The sequence below is a fragment of the Xanthocytophaga flava genome (genome assembly GCF_030068545.1).
In the GTDB taxonomy this organism is placed as follows: Bacteria; Bacteroidota; Bacteroidia; order Cytophagales; family 172606-1; genus Xanthocytophaga; species Xanthocytophaga flava.
The window spans coordinates 180,933-197,056 of sequence record NZ_JASJOR010000016.1 but is presented as its reverse complement, the minus strand read 5'-3'; the positions used below and the strand labels follow the sequence as shown (position 1 = coordinate 197,056).

The 16,124-nt window shown below is 37.2% G+C and carries 14 protein-coding genes; 9 read left to right on the top strand and 5 right to left on the bottom strand.

The window, feature by feature from the left end:
* Positions 1-15 precede the first annotated feature (15 nt).
* The gene (locus QNI15_RS22635) at positions 16-426 is read right to left on the bottom strand and encodes a hypothetical protein (protein WP_314033682.1); all 411 of its coding nucleotides are present in this window, start codon (positions 424-426) and stop codon (positions 16-18) included.
* Positions 427-661: 235 nt separating this feature from the next.
* Here QNI15_RS22635 and mrdA point away from each other — a divergent pair, with 235 nt between their 5' ends.
* Together mrdA and rodA are read left to right on the top strand one after the other, a co-directional pair.
* Complete coding sequence (mrdA, locus tag QNI15_RS22630) at positions 662-2,623, top strand: penicillin-binding protein 2 (RefSeq protein ID WP_314033680.1); 1,962 nt, start codon at positions 662-664, stop codon at positions 2,621-2,623.
* Between the two features lie 34 nt (positions 2,624-2,657).
* Entirely contained in the window at positions 2,658-3,953 is a 1,296-nt protein-coding gene (gene rodA / locus QNI15_RS22625; RefSeq protein ID WP_314033678.1) for a rod shape-determining protein RodA, read from the top strand.
* Between the two features lie 74 nt (positions 3,954-4,027).
* On the opposite strand, the gene QNI15_RS22620 is transcribed toward rodA, so the two are convergent.
* On the bottom strand, positions 4,028-5,278 hold the full coding sequence (locus QNI15_RS22620) for a GWxTD domain-containing protein (protein ID WP_313979390.1): 1,251 nt from the start codon (positions 5,276-5,278) through the stop codon (positions 4,028-4,030).
* 268 nt (positions 5,279-5,546) lie between these two features.
* Here QNI15_RS22620 and QNI15_RS22615 point away from each other — a divergent pair, with 268 nt between their 5' ends.
* From QNI15_RS22615 to QNI15_RS22585, 7 genes are all read left to right on the top strand, one after another.
* The gene (locus tag QNI15_RS22615; RefSeq protein WP_314033676.1) at positions 5,547-6,341 is read left to right on the top strand and encodes a 2OG-Fe(II) oxygenase; all 795 of its coding nucleotides are present in this window, start codon (positions 5,547-5,549) and stop codon (positions 6,339-6,341) included.
* Between the two features lie 81 nt (positions 6,342-6,422).
* Positions 6,423-7,205 (top strand): class I SAM-dependent methyltransferase, encoded by a 783-nt coding sequence (locus tag QNI15_RS22610; protein WP_313991209.1) that lies wholly within the window; start codon positions 6,423-6,425, stop codon positions 7,203-7,205.
* 131 nt (positions 7,206-7,336) lie between these two features.
* A complete protein-coding gene (locus tag QNI15_RS22605) occupies positions 7,337-8,914 on the top strand; it encodes an aldehyde dehydrogenase (NADP(+)) (protein WP_314033674.1) in 1,578 nt (525 codons plus the stop codon).
* Positions 8,915-9,190: 276 nt separating this feature from the next.
* On the top strand, positions 9,191-9,676 hold the full coding sequence (locus QNI15_RS22600) for a tetratricopeptide repeat protein (RefSeq protein ID WP_313991215.1): 486 nt from the start codon (positions 9,191-9,193) through the stop codon (positions 9,674-9,676).
* A gap of 373 nt (positions 9,677-10,049) precedes the next feature.
* Positions 10,050-10,292, top strand: a complete 243-nt coding sequence (locus QNI15_RS22595; RefSeq protein ID WP_314033672.1) for a hypothetical protein — start codon at positions 10,050-10,052, stop codon at positions 10,290-10,292.
* Positions 10,293-10,433: 141 nt separating this feature from the next.
* Positions 10,434-11,303 (top strand): carbon-nitrogen hydrolase, encoded by an 870-nt coding sequence (locus QNI15_RS22590; protein ID WP_313979403.1) that lies wholly within the window; start codon positions 10,434-10,436, stop codon positions 11,301-11,303.
* Positions 11,304-11,451: 148 nt separating this feature from the next.
* Positions 11,452-11,871, top strand: a complete 420-nt coding sequence (locus tag QNI15_RS22585) for a hypothetical protein (RefSeq protein WP_313979404.1) — start codon at positions 11,452-11,454, stop codon at positions 11,869-11,871.
* Positions 11,872-11,957: 86 nt separating this feature from the next.
* Here the strand turns inward: QNI15_RS22585 and QNI15_RS22580 are convergent, their stop codons facing one another.
* From QNI15_RS22580 to QNI15_RS22570, 3 genes are all read right to left on the bottom strand, one after another.
* The gene (locus tag QNI15_RS22580; protein ID WP_314033670.1) at positions 11,958-12,764 is read right to left on the bottom strand and encodes a hypothetical protein; all 807 of its coding nucleotides are present in this window, start codon (positions 12,762-12,764) and stop codon (positions 11,958-11,960) included.
* A gap of 120 nt (positions 12,765-12,884) precedes the next feature.
* Positions 12,885-13,484 (bottom strand): hypothetical protein, encoded by a 600-nt coding sequence (locus tag QNI15_RS22575; protein ID WP_314033668.1) that lies wholly within the window; start codon positions 13,482-13,484, stop codon positions 12,885-12,887.
* A gap of 128 nt (positions 13,485-13,612) precedes the next feature.
* A complete protein-coding gene (locus QNI15_RS22570) occupies positions 13,613-16,096 on the bottom strand; it encodes a hypothetical protein (RefSeq protein WP_314033666.1) in 2,484 nt (827 codons plus the stop codon).
* Between the last annotated feature and the right edge of the window lie 28 nt (positions 16,097-16,124).

The window sequence follows — 16,124 nt, the reverse complement described above, 5'->3', positions numbered from 1 at the left end:
AAAGCCTTAGGAAATTTACTGTTCATTGATTCTTTCCAGGAAAGACAGAATTTGTTTAACCTGTTTTGGATTGTCCAGATTATGAAATTGAATAGTAGCAGGTAATGCCTGAAGAATGTGGTTTGCAGCAGGATGAGTACCCACAGTAAATACTAGTATCTTTGTTGTATGTTGTATAAGCTTAGTAAATAATAAACGCAACTGCCCCAAAGGGAAATCTCCCTCCTGTTCCATCTCGATGATGATGGCAGCTTTGGCAGATTTCTCAAGTAAATCTGTGGCATAGCTAATTATAACACTGTCAGAATGATTATCACAATCATATATGATTAAATCTTTCGCATCCTTTCTTATGAGATCTAGAATACTATTCTGATAACACTGGGGGATAGGAGCACCTATTCTGAGAGACAAAAGGAGATTCATACTAAACAAATGGCTGATAAATAAAACTTTTCAAACAATTTGAGCAGAAATTTATCATTTGTGCAACAAATTGTGTTACTACTACGTTGTAATTTTCTAATTTTGCAGTTAAGCCCTTACAAGAATCCTAAATTTGGCGTCCTTAAAAATATAAATTCAGAGTCTGGCACTTCTGTAGGCTTGGATTCGTTTTTATAATAGTTCCTCAAACTGAGCGATGTAGTAAATTACATTCATGAAAGATTCCAGAAGATTTGTAATACAAGGTATTTTTATACTTGTTGGTATTGTTTATTTAGTACGACTTTTTTATTTACAGGTTGTTGATGATAATTACAAATCACAAGCCGATGACAATGCCATTCGGAGAGTAATTGTCTATCCACATAGAGGTCAGATTCTGGATAGAAACGGCAAACTGATTGTAATCAATGAATCGGTATATGATATCTCTGTCATTCCTAAAAAAGCCAAAATCGATGACACGCTAAGTTTTTGTAACACAATGGGAGTTACACGGCAGTATTTTGATTCGGTAATGACTATTGCAACACGATCTAAATATGCTAGAGGACGACCTACTGTTTTTTTGAAACAGCTATCTGTGAATGAGTTTGCTCATATTCAGGATCGTTTAATCAATTATCCGGGATTCTTTTATACTTCGCGTGCTGTCCGGAAGTATCCTCAACCCACACTCGCTAATGCTCTTGGATATATAGGTGAGATTAGTGAGAAACGCCTCGAAAATCAGAATTACTACAGACAAGGTGACTACATAGGTATTTCAGGTGTAGAGTCGTATTATGAAGAACAATTACGTGGACAGCGAGGTGTACGTTATGTCATGGTCAATGTAAATGGTGTTGAGAAAGGTGCTTTTAAAGAAGGAACTTTTGATACCTCTGCTGTTGCTGGTGAAAACCTGATTTCATCTATTGATTTAGATCTCCAGAGATATGCAGATAGTTTAATGACTAATAAGATTGGTAGTATTGTTGCGATTGAACCTTCTACCGGCGAAATACTTACTATGGTATCAGCTCCTAGTTATGATCCGAACTTACTGGTAGGACGTTTGTTTGGAAAGAACTTTAGTGAGTTACAAAAGAATCCTTACTTGCCAATGTATAACAGGCCTATACAGGCAGTATATCGCCCTGGATCTATCTTTAAGCTGGTACAATCACTGGTTGCTTTGGAAGAAGGGGTAATTGATCCGCAATCTCAGTTTGCCTGTATCAAAGTACCCATGAAATGTCACAGCCATCCAAGTGGACATAATGACTTGCACAATGCGATCGAGTGGTCCTGTAACCCCTATTTTTACAATGTTTACCGACGTATTATCTATGCACAAAGTAGTGGTAATAACTGGAGAGATGCCCCGATTGGCCTAATGGAGTGGAACAAACATGTAAAAACGTTTGGATTTGGAACAAGGCTGGATGTAGATATGCCTAACGTAAAACGAGGGTTTATTCCAGATACAGCTATCTACAACCGTTCCTATGGAAAATCTCGCTGGCAGTTCTCAAACTTTTATTCAGTAAGTATTGGAGAAGGAGAACTAAATGTAGTTCCTATCCAGATGGCGAACCTTGCAGCAATTATGGCTAATCGTGGTTATTATTATACACCACATTTGATCAAACGTATAGGTAAAAATGGAACCCCTCTTCCTCAATATCAGGAAAAACACCACACAAGTATCAAACCGGAGCATTTTCAGACTGTAGTTGATGGTATGGAAGATGCCGTAAAACGAGGAACGGTTTGGTCAAAGGCACGTATTCCGGATATTGTTATGTGTGGAAAAACCGGAACCTCACAAAATAAAAAAGGAGAGAAAGATCACTCTGTGTTTGTCGCCTTTGCACCAAAAGACAATCCTAAAATTGCATTGGCTGTATATGTTGAGAATGCAGGTTTTGGTGGATTTGCAGCAGCACCTATCGCCAGTTTGATTGTAGAGAAGTATTTAAAAGGCCACGTAGACAGAACTTTACTGGAAAAAGATTTCAAGTTGCGTAATTATATGCCTAAGCCTAAAATTGATCCTAAAGCTCTTAAGAAGGATAGTACAGGCTCTAAGCCCAAACCTTCACTTCCTGGTTTTCCTAAACCAGATACCAGCAAACAAACCAAACCTATTATTGTGAGCAATCGCGCCAAATCACCTACTGAGAAAAACTGATCATTTCATCAACACTTTATATTCAAAAGAAATTATGCTTTATGCTCAGCCCAGGCCTGGACAGGAAATCTCAACAGGAAAGTTAGACTGGCTCACTGTGGGCTTGTACACTGCCTGTGTATTTGCAGGCTGGTTCAATATCTTTGCTGCTGTATATGATCCGGAACTTCACCAAAGTATTTTTGACTTTAGTTTTAATTCGGGTAAACAATTATTTTGGATAGGGTCATCACTGGTTCTGATTCTATTAATTATGATTGTGGACTTCAAGTTCTTTGAAGCTTTTGCTTACATTTTTTATGGGCTAATTGCTGTTGCATTGATTGGCGTAATATTTCTTGCCAGAGATGTGCATGGTGCAAAAGCCTGGTTTGAAATAGGAAGTGTTCGGATACAACCCTCAGAGTTTGCCAAATTTGTAACAGCACTTACGCTGGCAAAATATCTGGGTGATAACGAAATAAAATTTGATGATACCCGAACTCAGCTTGTTTGTGGCGCTATTATCGGCATTCCGGCTTTATTAATATTAAAACAGAATGATACAGGATCTGCTCTGGTCTTTGGGGCCTTTATCCTGGTTCTGTATAGAGAAGGCCTTACTCCATGGGTATTAATACTTCCTATTATTGCTGCAGTTATTGTTATCTTATCATTGATAATAGAACACCTATATCTTCACATTGCAGTCTGGGTTATTATAGGGCTGGTAATTCTTAATCTGCGTTGGAAGAGCCCCCGAAACATACTCATGTCTATTGGAGGGGGAGCTTTTGTAAGTGCAATGATTGAGTTGGTTGGTTTCTTTATGTTTAATGTATTGCAAGCTCACCAGCGAGATAGAATCATGGTTTTATTAAAACCTGAGACCGTTGATCAGAAAAAAATTGGCTGGCAGGTACTTCAGTCTAAGATTGCTATTGGTTCGGGAGGCTTCTGGGGAAAAGGATTTCTGAATGGTACACAGACCAAGTTTGACTTTGTACCTGCACAAAGTACAGACTTTATTTTTGCTACTATTGGTGAAGAACACGGATGGATTGGTGGATTAATCGTATTTATCCTGATTATAGGTCTTCTTTGCCGTATTGTTTCTCTGGCAGAACGTCAACGGGATCGCTTTTCGCGGGTATATGGATATTCAGTTGCCTGTATTCTATTCGTTCACTTTGCGGTAAATCTTGGAATGGCAATTGGATTGCTTCCTGTAATTGGGATTCCTCTTCCTTTCTTTAGCTATGGTGGATCATCCTTGTGGTCTTTTACAATTTTACTCTGGATCTTCTTAAAGCTAGATTCTCATCGTATTGAGGTGTTAAGCCGACTTTAATAATGATAGTACATAAAAGTAAAAAGGGTGGGTATCTGATACCCACCCTTTTTACTTTTATATCTGACATCCTCTTATTCTACAACACCTTTTCTCCATTCTTCAACAACTGGATACCAGATAGGTTCATATTCTACATAACGTACTAGTTCATATGCCTCTTCTGTAAATGCATTTGGACGGCGCATGAATGTAAAGTTTATTTCTGAAAAATTGGCATTCTGAGTATACGTCCATACTTCTTTGTCTTTTAGACGGGTCACCTGGTCTGGTTGCCCTAACACAATGTATATCATACCCATATCTGTTTTCCAGCCTTCCTTGTAACTGGAGAATAATCTATTTGCTGTTGCTACACGACGATAATAAGCTCTAATACTTCGCTTGGCACGCGTTTCACTATTACTGGTCAAACGCAACCAATAAGTATCAAGTGTCTTCTTAGGTATAGTTGTTGTTTGCAATTCTTTCAGTTCGTTCTTCGTACTGATATAAATAAGTGGTTCTACCAAATCCTGGGGATGGGTGTATCTTGGATAACGCTTGTCACCTATCCAGATACTAACTCCTGAATTTTGGCTGGTATCTTCCTGAAAGAAGTATAAGCCAGGTTTTGAGAGAGTAAAGGATTGATCGGTAGAGACAGTAAATAAACTATCAGGTGCTAAAGTTTTGGGAACGTTTTTAGCTGCACTACCCATAGGAGAAGGTGCAGGTTCAAAATCATGACTATAATGCGTTACTACCATTGAGCGTTTGGTATGGTTCAGATCTGCAATCTGAAGTGTATCTGTTTGTGTAGCAAAGTTGCGAATCATAGGGTATTCACCATATTGATCGAATATGCCATAGGTATCACTCAAACGGGTGGAAGTAAATTTTAGCGGAACATCGTGTAGCACCTTTTTGGATGCTGTCAGATTATTGATTTCCAGGAGAAGAAGTGCTGTAGGTACTTGCAACTTGGGAACTGTAAATGAAAACAAAAAACGGTTGTCTTCTAACTTGGTAAGATCATCAACTGTCAGACGAACATTTTTGCGCTGTAATATATCCCGACTACTATAATCGGGTAGAATAGCATAATTGAAAATAAAATCGCTGACAAAGCGTTGAGGTGTCATAGTCTGATAGTTACCCAGTATTTGGGCTTCAACAAATACCCTAACAGCAGTATCCTGAACCAGTGTTTTGGTTTTGGGTATAAGTGAAATTTCTTCTGTTACAATGGGTTTATTAGGATTGCTGACAGGCTTGGATGCAGGAGGTCGTGAACAACCAGCTACGAATAATGCTGCGCCAAGAAAAAAATAATAGAGTTTCATTGTATATGTAATTTATAGACAGAACAGGCTGCAATCAAAATAGTATCTTTTCAAACTGAAAATCTCAGTGTTGTATAAAAATGATTACTTTTGTAAAAGTATATTCTAAAAGTAATGAGTTTTCACAAACACATTGATAAACATTCGCAAAAATAATACCTTGTTAAAAACGAAATTACCCATTAGTTTATTTTTGTGACACCATCGTTCTTACATTTCTACTATAGTTAGTTCAATTAACCATTTATTGACAGGCCTATTTTCAATTATGGAACTGATTAATCCAATTTATACAGATGCAGCTAAAGTAGAAAAGTTAGCTGCTGAATTTCAGACTAGTAAGCCATATAAACATCTGGTTCTTGATAATTTCTTTCGTCAGGAAGTAGCGGATAAGCTATATGAAAATTTTCCTTCAGTAGAGAAGTTGACAAAGCACTGGAAAGGAATGAATGAAAATAAGTCTGAAGGATCTAACTTTTCTGATTTTGATCCCATCTTTACTCAGGTGCGCAACGAAATTATGTCCCCTGAGTTTGCTCAATGGATGGAGAAGGTCACAGGAATCAAAGGCGTATTTGTGACAGACGATAGTTTAGGAACTGGTTTGCATCAGGGTAGCGATGGAAGCTTTCTGGATATACATGTTGACTTTAACATACACCATGTAAAGAATGTCTATCGCCGTTTGAATTTTCTGGTATACCTGAATAAGAACTGGAAAGAAGAATATGGTGGAGGAATGGAAATGTGGAATGCAGATATGACCAAGATGGAAAAGGTTGTAATGCCTATACTGAATCGGGTGTTGATTTTTGAAACCAGTGAGATTTCTTATCATGGATATTCAAAAATTACATTGCCTCCAGGAGAAACAAGAAAATCATTCTATACTTATTTCTATACTCCTATCACAGATCCTACTATACTGAATAAATACCATGATACAATCTTTAAGCCTAAGCCGGGAGATAGTACATTAAAGAAAGTAGGAACTAATACAAAAGAAACACTTAAAAACTTTATCAAAGGCCAATTAAAAAGGGCAGGCGTGAAGTTCTAGATTTATATCTGGCAGTTGTTTTTTGAAGAGAAGACTTTTATCAGCTAGTTATACACTGCAAATTATAAAAAACAAAAACGAATGTCTTTTAGTACAACAGAGATAACCTCACACGAAATTATATCGGATAACCCGATACATCAACGTTTGTTGTTTGCATATTATGAAGCAACAACTATTACTAAAGGTCAGTTGCTGGAGGTAGGTTGTGGTGTGGGCAGAGGAATTGCTATTTTATCTGAGGCTTGTGATAAATATACCGGTATAGACAAAAATGAACAGTTGATAGAACAATTGCGTCAAACCTATCCCAATGCGTTATTTATTGGCCAGAATGTTCCTCCATTACAAAAGATACCTACCGAAAGTTATGATACAGTAGTAGCTTTTCAGGTAATAGAACACATTGAGGATGATAACCTGTTTGTAAAGGAATTACACCGGGTGTTAAAACCAGAAGGTAAGCTTATCATTACAACTCCTAACATCAAACGTTCGCTAACTCGTAATCCCTGGCATGTTCGGGAATATAAGGCACAGGAGTTAATTTCCCTCATGAAAAAGTACTTTACAAAATTGCAGACGTTTGGAGTGCAAGGAAATGAGAAGGTAGAGGCTTATATGGAGCAAAACAAAAAGGCAGTAGAGAAAATCACAAAATATGATATTCTGAATCTGCAATACCGTTTACCTAGAGCACTACTGCAAATTCCATATGATATTCTAAATCGAATGAACCGGAAAAAATTGATGGATAGTAATACAGGATTAGTAAATGAGATCCAGTATACCGATTATTTCCTGGATGATAATATTGAGACCTGTCTGGATTTCTTTTATGTAGCAGAAAAATGTAATTGTTAGTGAACTATTGAATCTAAAAATAGAACATACAACTATATTTTACTAGCATAAAAACCTCTCACTAAATGAGAGGTTTTATATTTTGCAGACAAAACACTTGTTTTACAAATCATTACCAAATCCTTATACCTATGTCGTTGACAGGCCAGCAACTTATCGGATACGAATACTCTCAGCAAGGAAAACAGACCTTTACAGGCATTAATCCCAGAAATAATGAAGCCTTATCACCTATATTTCATGAGGCGACTAAAAATGAAGTAGATCTGGCAGTTCACAAAGCGCATGAAGCCTTTAAGATTTACAGACGCCTGAGTGATAAACAAAAGGCACAGTTTCTGGAAAAGATTGCCGAAGAAATAGTGGAAATAGGGGATGTATTACTTGACACAGCTTCATTGGAAACAGCCTTACCGATAGCTCGTCTGCAAGGTGAACGTGGTCGTACTGTTGGACAACTTCAGCTGTTTGCAAATCTGTTGAAAGAAGGTTCCTGGGTAAACGCACGAATCGATCTGGCTCAGCCAGATCGTACACCTCTGCCCAAACCAGACATTCGTCAGATGGAAGTGCCCCTTGGACCTGTAGCCGTATTTGGAGCCAGTAACTTTCCATTAGCATTTTCTGTGGCAGGTGGAGATACGGTATCTGCATTAGCGGCAGGTTGCCCTGTTGTTTTTAAAGCTCACCCTGCCCATCCTGCTACTTGTGAGTTAGTTGCTACAGCCATTCTGAAAGCAGCCAAGGCTTGTCAGTTACCTGATGGTGTATTTTCGATGGTGCATGGACTCACACATGAACCGGGAATGGCCTTAGTAACACATCCACTAATTCAGGCAGTTGGCTTTACCGGATCTTTTAGAGGAGGAAAAGCTATATATGATGCAGCAGTCCGGAGAAATATTCCTATTCCTGTATATGCAGAAATGGGCAGCACAAATCCTGTATTTATATTGCCTGAGGCTCTGGCACAGAAAAAACAGAACCTTGTATCAGGTTTGACAGGATCTATTACGTTAGGAGTAGGACAGTTTTGTACCAACCCTGGAGTAATTGTGACTGAGAGTTCCAGTGAAAGTGAAGCTTTTATTGAACTACTCACCAGCTCTGTTGAAAGTTCTCCAAGCGGCGTTATGCTTACTGCGGTTATCAAAAATACCTATCAGAAGGGGATCGAACATCTAAGTATGAATCCTGATGTTAATGTCCTGGCAGGTAGTTTACCTCATACATCTGATACAGAAGTATCCTCTTACTTGTTGGAAACTACAGCACAGGCTGCGATTGAGAATCCTGCATTACTGGAAGAAGTATTCGGACCATCCTCTCTGCATGTTCAAGCCCAGTCAAAGGAAGAAGTATTGAAACTGGCAGAAAGTCTGCAGGGACACCTTACCACAACTATTCATGGAACAGAGAATGATCTGAGAGAATATGCTGAACTAATAGATATTTTAACACAAAAAGTGGGAAGGCTTATTATAAATGGATATCCAACAGGTGTAGAGGTAACACATGCCATGACACATGGTGGACCTTTCCCTGCTACCACAGATTCGCGTAGTACTTCTGTGGGAACAAATGCTATCTATCGGTTTGTGCGTCCGGTAAGTTTTCAGGATCTGCCTCAATTTCTTTTACCGGAGGCGCTACAAGACAAAAATCCTCTTGATATATGGCGTATGGTTAATGGAGAATACAAAAAATAATGAGCTGTAAATCAGAGAATAATCTAGTGGTGATGTATGTCTATGTATACCTATATAATAAGATGACATAAATAGATTACTATACACTTAGTATATTGTATTAACCAGGATACTTAAAAATGCTATTGGTGGAGGGAACTGAATTGTCTGTTTTTTTCGTTTCACCAGTTACCACTTTGGCAACCAAATAAAAAAACTATTTTTTAGTATCTGAGTAGGCATTCTCATCACGACTTTAATCAGTAACTAATACGAAGAAATTAATTTATTAACTCAATGACATCTCGTTTAGAAGAATTATACCTGGAAGGTGAACAAGCAATCAAAAATGGTGACTTTGTAGAGGCAATACATAAACTGGAAGAAATGCTTTCTGAAGATCCCCAATCCTGTAGAGCGCATAACTCACTGGGGTGGCTTTATAAAACACAATTAGATGAATATGAGAGAGCAGAGATGCATTATAAAATGTGTTTAAAATATGCCCCCAATTATCCTCATGCCTATTGGAATTATGTGTATTTACTTACCGATCTGGAAAGATTTGACGAAGCTTTAGAATTAATGCAAAAGGCACTACATGTTTCTTCGGTAGATAAGCCATCTGTACATAATCGCCTGGGAATCATTAATGAACTTCAGGGTAATTATGATGCAGCTATTTCCTGTTACAAACAAGCTATCCGTTTGTCTCTCAGCAATGACTTTATTGAGGACTGTAAGAGAAATATAGAACGCTGCGAGTATAAAACAACATTATAAGAAATAGAGCATCAGATCGCCTTTACACTATTGCTGGAACAGAAATTTAGATAATATAACAGGCGACAAAAACGAAAGTTAGAAAAGTTTACAGATATCGGCTACTATAACAAGGTGGGATGAAGAGCAATCAGTTCAACTTACTGATAATTAAGTTAAAATAATAGGCAGTGTCAAAACTTTTTATGACTTTTGTTATTGAAATCCATTAAGATTTTTCATAAATTTCATTCATAAAATAAATCTGTATTATCAGGCTTTTTCAATAAAACCAATTGGTCTGTATACTATCCTACAGTCTTACATTTTTTGAGATCCCCTGAAACAGAGTTCTGACATTTTCTCTTATTCAATGTCGCGGAGGACGGTGATTATGATGCTCAAGTTTTTATTGTTGTTCATTATATGTTTCGTTGCGTTTACATGGGTGTTATTTCGTGCCTTACGAAGAAGTTATTTTCCACCCCATAACGATGATGATGGCGGTACGCCTGTGGATGCTGTTTTTCCAACCTTTGATCCTCCTAGCGGTCACGGACTTGATGACTGGCTGGTAGATAGACCTCCTGTTGATAGAGAAACACATAACAGACCTGTGCCTCAAAGAAAAATTTAATTGCCGAACCCGATACCCAATCCAGAAGGTATCGGGTTTTTTCTTAAAAAAGATATTATTTTTGAATTTTGTTTTTAATAATTCGGTTATTGATAGTTGTAAAATATTGATAATCGGAAACATCATAACTTCTTATAAAAAATGAAAATTGTCAAAGTTGGCTTGATCCAAACAACTTGTAGCGCTGATCCTCTTGAGAACATGCAGAAGACGACAGCACGCATTCGTGAGACTGCCGCACAGGGAGCTCAAATTATATGTTTACAAGAGTTGTTTCGGTCTTTATACTTTTGCGATGTGGAAGATTATAACAATTTTCTGTTGGCAGAGGCTATACCCGGCCCTTCAACTCAGGAACTTGGCGAACTGGCAAAAGAATTGAATGTTGTAATCATTGCTTCATTGTTTGAAAAACGTGCAGAAGGTTTATACCATAATACAGCGGCAGTAATAGATGCAGATGGTACCTATTTAGGTAAATATCGCAAAATGCATATTCCAGATGATCCTGGTTATTATGAGAAGTTTTACTTTACTCCAGGTGATCTTGGCTATAAGGTATTCGATACAAAGTATGCAAAGATTGGCGTATTGGTTTGCTGGGATCAGTGGTACCCGGAAGCAGCTCGTATTACCTCTCTGATGGGTGCTGAAATGTTATTTTATCCTACAGCTATTGGCTGGGCAGGCACTCAGGATCAGGCAACTAATGACGAGCAGTATGGTGCATGGCAGACCATCCAACGTAGCCATGCTGTAGCAAATGGCATACATGTGATTTCTGTGAATAGAACAGGAAGCGAAGCTGGAATGGAATTTTGGGGTGGTTCGTTTGTAGCTAATCCATTTGGCCGCGTATTGTATCAGGCTCCACATGATAAAGAAGAAATCCATGTACATGAGATCAACTTATCTAAAACAGATTATTATCGTACTCACTGGCCGTTTATGCGTGACCGCCGGATTGACTCATACGCCCCTGTAACAAAGCGATATATTGATGCAGATTAAATTTTGTAAACCCCACTGAAGAGTGGGGTTTATATTTTGTGTATAGTAGATTATGAAAGAAAGAGTTGGATAATAAAGCTAGGGATTAAGATATAATCTTTAGTGGCATAGTTATTTATCATGTTTCCGTAAACAAATATCATAAACTATGCTTTCAGAAAACTCACCTAAATTAGAACATACCTTAAGCCCACTAACGGCCTGTACCAATGACTTACAGGCAAAAGGCTTTACTACTAACTTTAAGGTAGAAGATGATGTGTTGAAAATTGTTGGTTCAGATAAAGCATATCAGCCTGAACAAATAAAGATTGTAAACTTCTTTCGTTTTGAGGGTACTTCAGATCCTGGAGATATGACTATTCTGTATGCGATTGAAACGGATGATGGAGTAAAGGGAGCTTTGGTAGATGCATTTGGAACCTATGCCAATCCAGATATTGATAAGTTTTTGCAGAACGTGCATGGAATTAACAAGAAAAATACCAATACTCAGGTGACACCTGAAGATCTTGCCAATGATCATTCACAAGATAACAGTGATCCAAAGGTATTTGAGAACTCTTAATGTTATTCAGTTAGAGAAAATTATTACATTACTAACTATATAAAAGTAATCCCCAAGACAGTCATTATGTTTTGGGGATTACTTTTTTACTGCGAATTCTCGTCTTTCTTTTTTAGAACAGGTTTAATAATCGGCCTGGCAGGTTTTTTAGGTGTACTTTCCTGTGCAGGTAATGAATTATCTGCATTTTCAGAAGTGACAGATGATATATTGATTTCCTGATCCTGCTTTGTTTCTTCTGAAGGTGCTGGAGATTTTTTGATAACAGGCCTGATTACAGGCTTTGCAAGCTTGGGTGGTGTGCTTTCAACTTTTTCTGTCTCGGGTGATTGAGTATTTTCTACAGAACTCTCTGATTCCGATACATCAGATGCCGGTTTCTTTAGTACAGGTTTTATAATTGGTCTGGCTGGTTTCTGAGAAATTGTCTCTGATGACAAAGGTTTTTCTTCTGATACATTGGTATTTGCATCTGTTTCAATTTTGTCAACTGTTTCTGATTCCACCTTCTTTACAACAGGTCGCATTACAGGCTTACCCGGTTTTTTCACAGGCATATCTGCTGGTTTTTCGGCAACAGGTTCCTTTGTAGCAATAGGCTCTTCCCCTTCTGTTTCCTGTATTTTATTTTCTATTGGCTTAGAGACAGCAGGTTTCATTACAGGTTTGGCACCCGATTTCTTCTCAGTAGCGATATCTGTTTGAACTGTTGATTCTTTCAAATGATATTGGCGTCGCAAGTCATTGATTACAAATTTCTTTTGAGTAGTAAAACTTTCCGGGTGCACTTGCTCAAAAATGTTTTTATAGTCTTCCCAACGTTTATGTTCCTGACGTTGAAAGGCTTCAGAATCTATTTTCTTGCCAGTAAGATATTCTTCAAATGAAATCATAAGACCTAACTATAATAAACAATACCTGCAATTTACTTAATAGTAAGCACTGATAATAGTATAAATTACTGTTCATAATGCAAACAGGCTGCTTTAAAAGCAGCCTGTTTGCATTATGAATTATTTCAATTGGTCTTTGATAAATTTACCAAATGCTTTTCCTGCATCTGCATAGGCTTCTGCAATTCGTAGACCGGTATCAAAATCATATCCGCCAAATGTTCTACCCAGTGCTTTCTGAAGTGATATTTTAGCAATAATATTGTTTTTGTTGCTTGTTTCTACAACCCATACTTCACCGTTTATCTCTGCATTTTTTCTCCATACCCCTACATTAAATCCAGGTTCTGTAGAGCTGGTATTAAAAATAAGTGTGTACTTGGTACCTTTTGGTGAAAGTTGTATTTCACTATGTTTTTCAAATAACTCATTAAATTTTGGTTCAAATCTATTTTTTCTGTCATCAACCCATGATTTAGCCCATTTATCTCCCCTACCTGCTTCTTTCTGATTGTACTCTGCTCTTTTAGTATCTACATAATCTTCTTCTTTATCAAATTTGCCTACTTTCATGTTATTATAAGTAAATTCCATAGTAAGAGATTTTTGCCCTTTTAACGCAGAAAGATCGCCTTCTATAACTTTAATTTTTTGGGCATAACTACTGATGGAAATCAATGCAACAAATAGAAATGTTGCAAACGTCTGAATACGCTTCATAAATTGGGTGGTGTGTTAGGTTAAATGTAGTGTGTAGATAAATTTATTTAAATAGATGATAGAGCAAAATTAATAAAATCTGATATTCAGAAAAATAACCCATACATCATTAGTATTTATTTGTATTGTTATGGAGTTTCTGGATACAACAAAGATGTATAATAGGTATCAAATGAAGTACATTGAAACATCAACTCCTCATAAAAATCAGGATACTGTCTTTGCAATTGTTCATAATAACGGTTGGTTGCGTAATAGGGATTTTTTACTTCTCTGCCTTTCTTATAATCATATATCGTTTCATAAAATTGATTTGTATATAATAGACTATAGAATTTACATCGGCCTGCCATTCGTAAACAAAGCGCCTTCTGGCTTTTATCTTTTGCAAATCCCTGTGCTTTCAAGTAAAAATTCATAGCACGTTCACATCCATAGTAATTTGCATTGTCAGGATAGGTACTATAAGGATGTTCCGCATAAGAATAGTCAGATACTTCATTTCTACTCCACCAATGTCGGGTCATAATCCAGGAGTTACCCCAGTAACTCATATTTAGATAACAATTAGCGGCTAAGAAATACCATTTTGCCCGATTGGACTCTTTTGGATTTTCTGCACGTTCTATAATATGAATCAGGCTATCCGTTAATGAGAACTTTGTAAATGAAGAAGTATGTGTTGAAGAAGAATCAACCTGATAAAAATTAGTATAAAACGGATTTGCCTTCAAATATGCTTTGTAAGATTCTTTGTCGGATACCCAAAATTCTTTACTAACCTTTTTAAAAGCATCACGAGCTTCGTAAAGTTTATTCTCTCGTAAATATTTAATTCCAAGCAGGTCTCTAATACGATCTTTCTCTTTCAGTAAATCTCTTGCCAGATAGGATTCCAGCTTTGATTTGGGACTTTTATCAAGAAAACTTAGTAGTTTTCCTATGTCAGGAGGAGTCGCTTTCTGATCTAAAAAGAAAAGATATGAACTATAAAAGTTCATTCCTTCTGTATTCATACCTGGCGTCCTGGTGTCATATTCATAAGAAATAGAATCTTTCTCACTGAAGAAATTACTCTCAAACCGAACAAAATCGAAGATTTTCGAATGGCATAAGCTGGCTCTTACAATATCACCCGCGTCCAAATACCGATTTGTTAATGCCATCATCAATCGGCTGAAGCTGCCTTTATAATGATACAACTCCATCTGATTTTTCTCTAGCCATTCTAATTCGGCCAATAATGTTGCATCTGTTTGTTGTGTAGGCTGCTTAGGGTTTAATTCAGCCACAATCTTTATCAGATGAGCCTGTGCTTCAATACGCTTGGAAAGTCCCTTTGCTGTCAATGTTTGGTGGATATATTCTGAGGATTTGTCAAACTCATTATTCATATAGGCGAGGTATCCTGCCATAACATTCCATAATGCAGGATTATGAATTTTATTTGTGTGAGTCTGCTCAATAAATGATAATACCTCAGCAAGATAGATCATATCTTTTTTATAATTCTTTAAGGTATATGCATTTCTCTCTTTTAGTGTATAGTCGTACAGATTTTGATTTCTGTAGTTAACAGCTGGGTCAAACTCTGTGTATCGAGGAGTTAAGATCCAATCCTCTACTTTGTTTATTTCCCGAATCAGTAAAGTTTCCAGTACATCAGATGAAGGGTCTATAGTATAAATACGCTTGATTGCCGATAATGAACGACCAGGATTATGTAGTTCATTCATTACCAGAATGGTTGCCTTCTCGTGATTAGTCTTTGCGTATTTAAGTGATTCTTGTGTATGTAAACGATTAAAAAACTGCCATGCTACTATCTTTTTATCATGTGCCTTGTCAAACACCTGAGATACCAAATAATTTTGATAGGCTTTGTCCTCGTACATCTCTGCGTAATGCCACATAGCCCAATAATAAACAATGCTTTGAGATGGATAGGGTTCGATATATTTTTTATATAGTTGCTTACCTAACGTATAATCACCCATATAGCGTGCTAATCGTACCAGTTGAAATCCATATCTGAACTGGAGAAATGGTTGTTTGGTTTGAGAGTAGAATTTTTCTCCTGAAGAGATCAACTCCTGATATTCTTTTGTATCATTTGTTTTTTGTCGGCTCCAGGGGTCTTCGTTATATATGCTGTTTACCACTTCGCAGTTTTTGGCAAATTGTAGGTATTGGAGTGTTTCTTGGTTTTTAGTTCTGATTAAATGTTCAATAAACGGATTGCCAGCAAACATCTTTTCTTGAGGTAACGCCATGTTTTCTGTAAAGTCTTCCGGAGTCACATAGTTCAGAATATAGTCGACCGCATGATGGCTGCCTTTAAATTGTGTGTATTTGATCCACTCATCGATATTCCTTCGATTAGAAATTTCACGATTTTCCAGGTTTTCATAATCGTACAGGAAGTAGGATGTGAAATAAAAAGGTTCGTATCGGCGATTGGCTAGTTGTGGATTAAACAAAACAAACCGATACGTTTCTGCTTCCGGGTACCACCCACAAGCAAATGCAATAGATTCAGCAAAGAAGCTTAGTAAAAGGAGTAAAAATACTTTAAATGCACTACCCCGAAAATTCTTAACTATCGATACCATGATCTTACTGATGGGATTATTATCTACC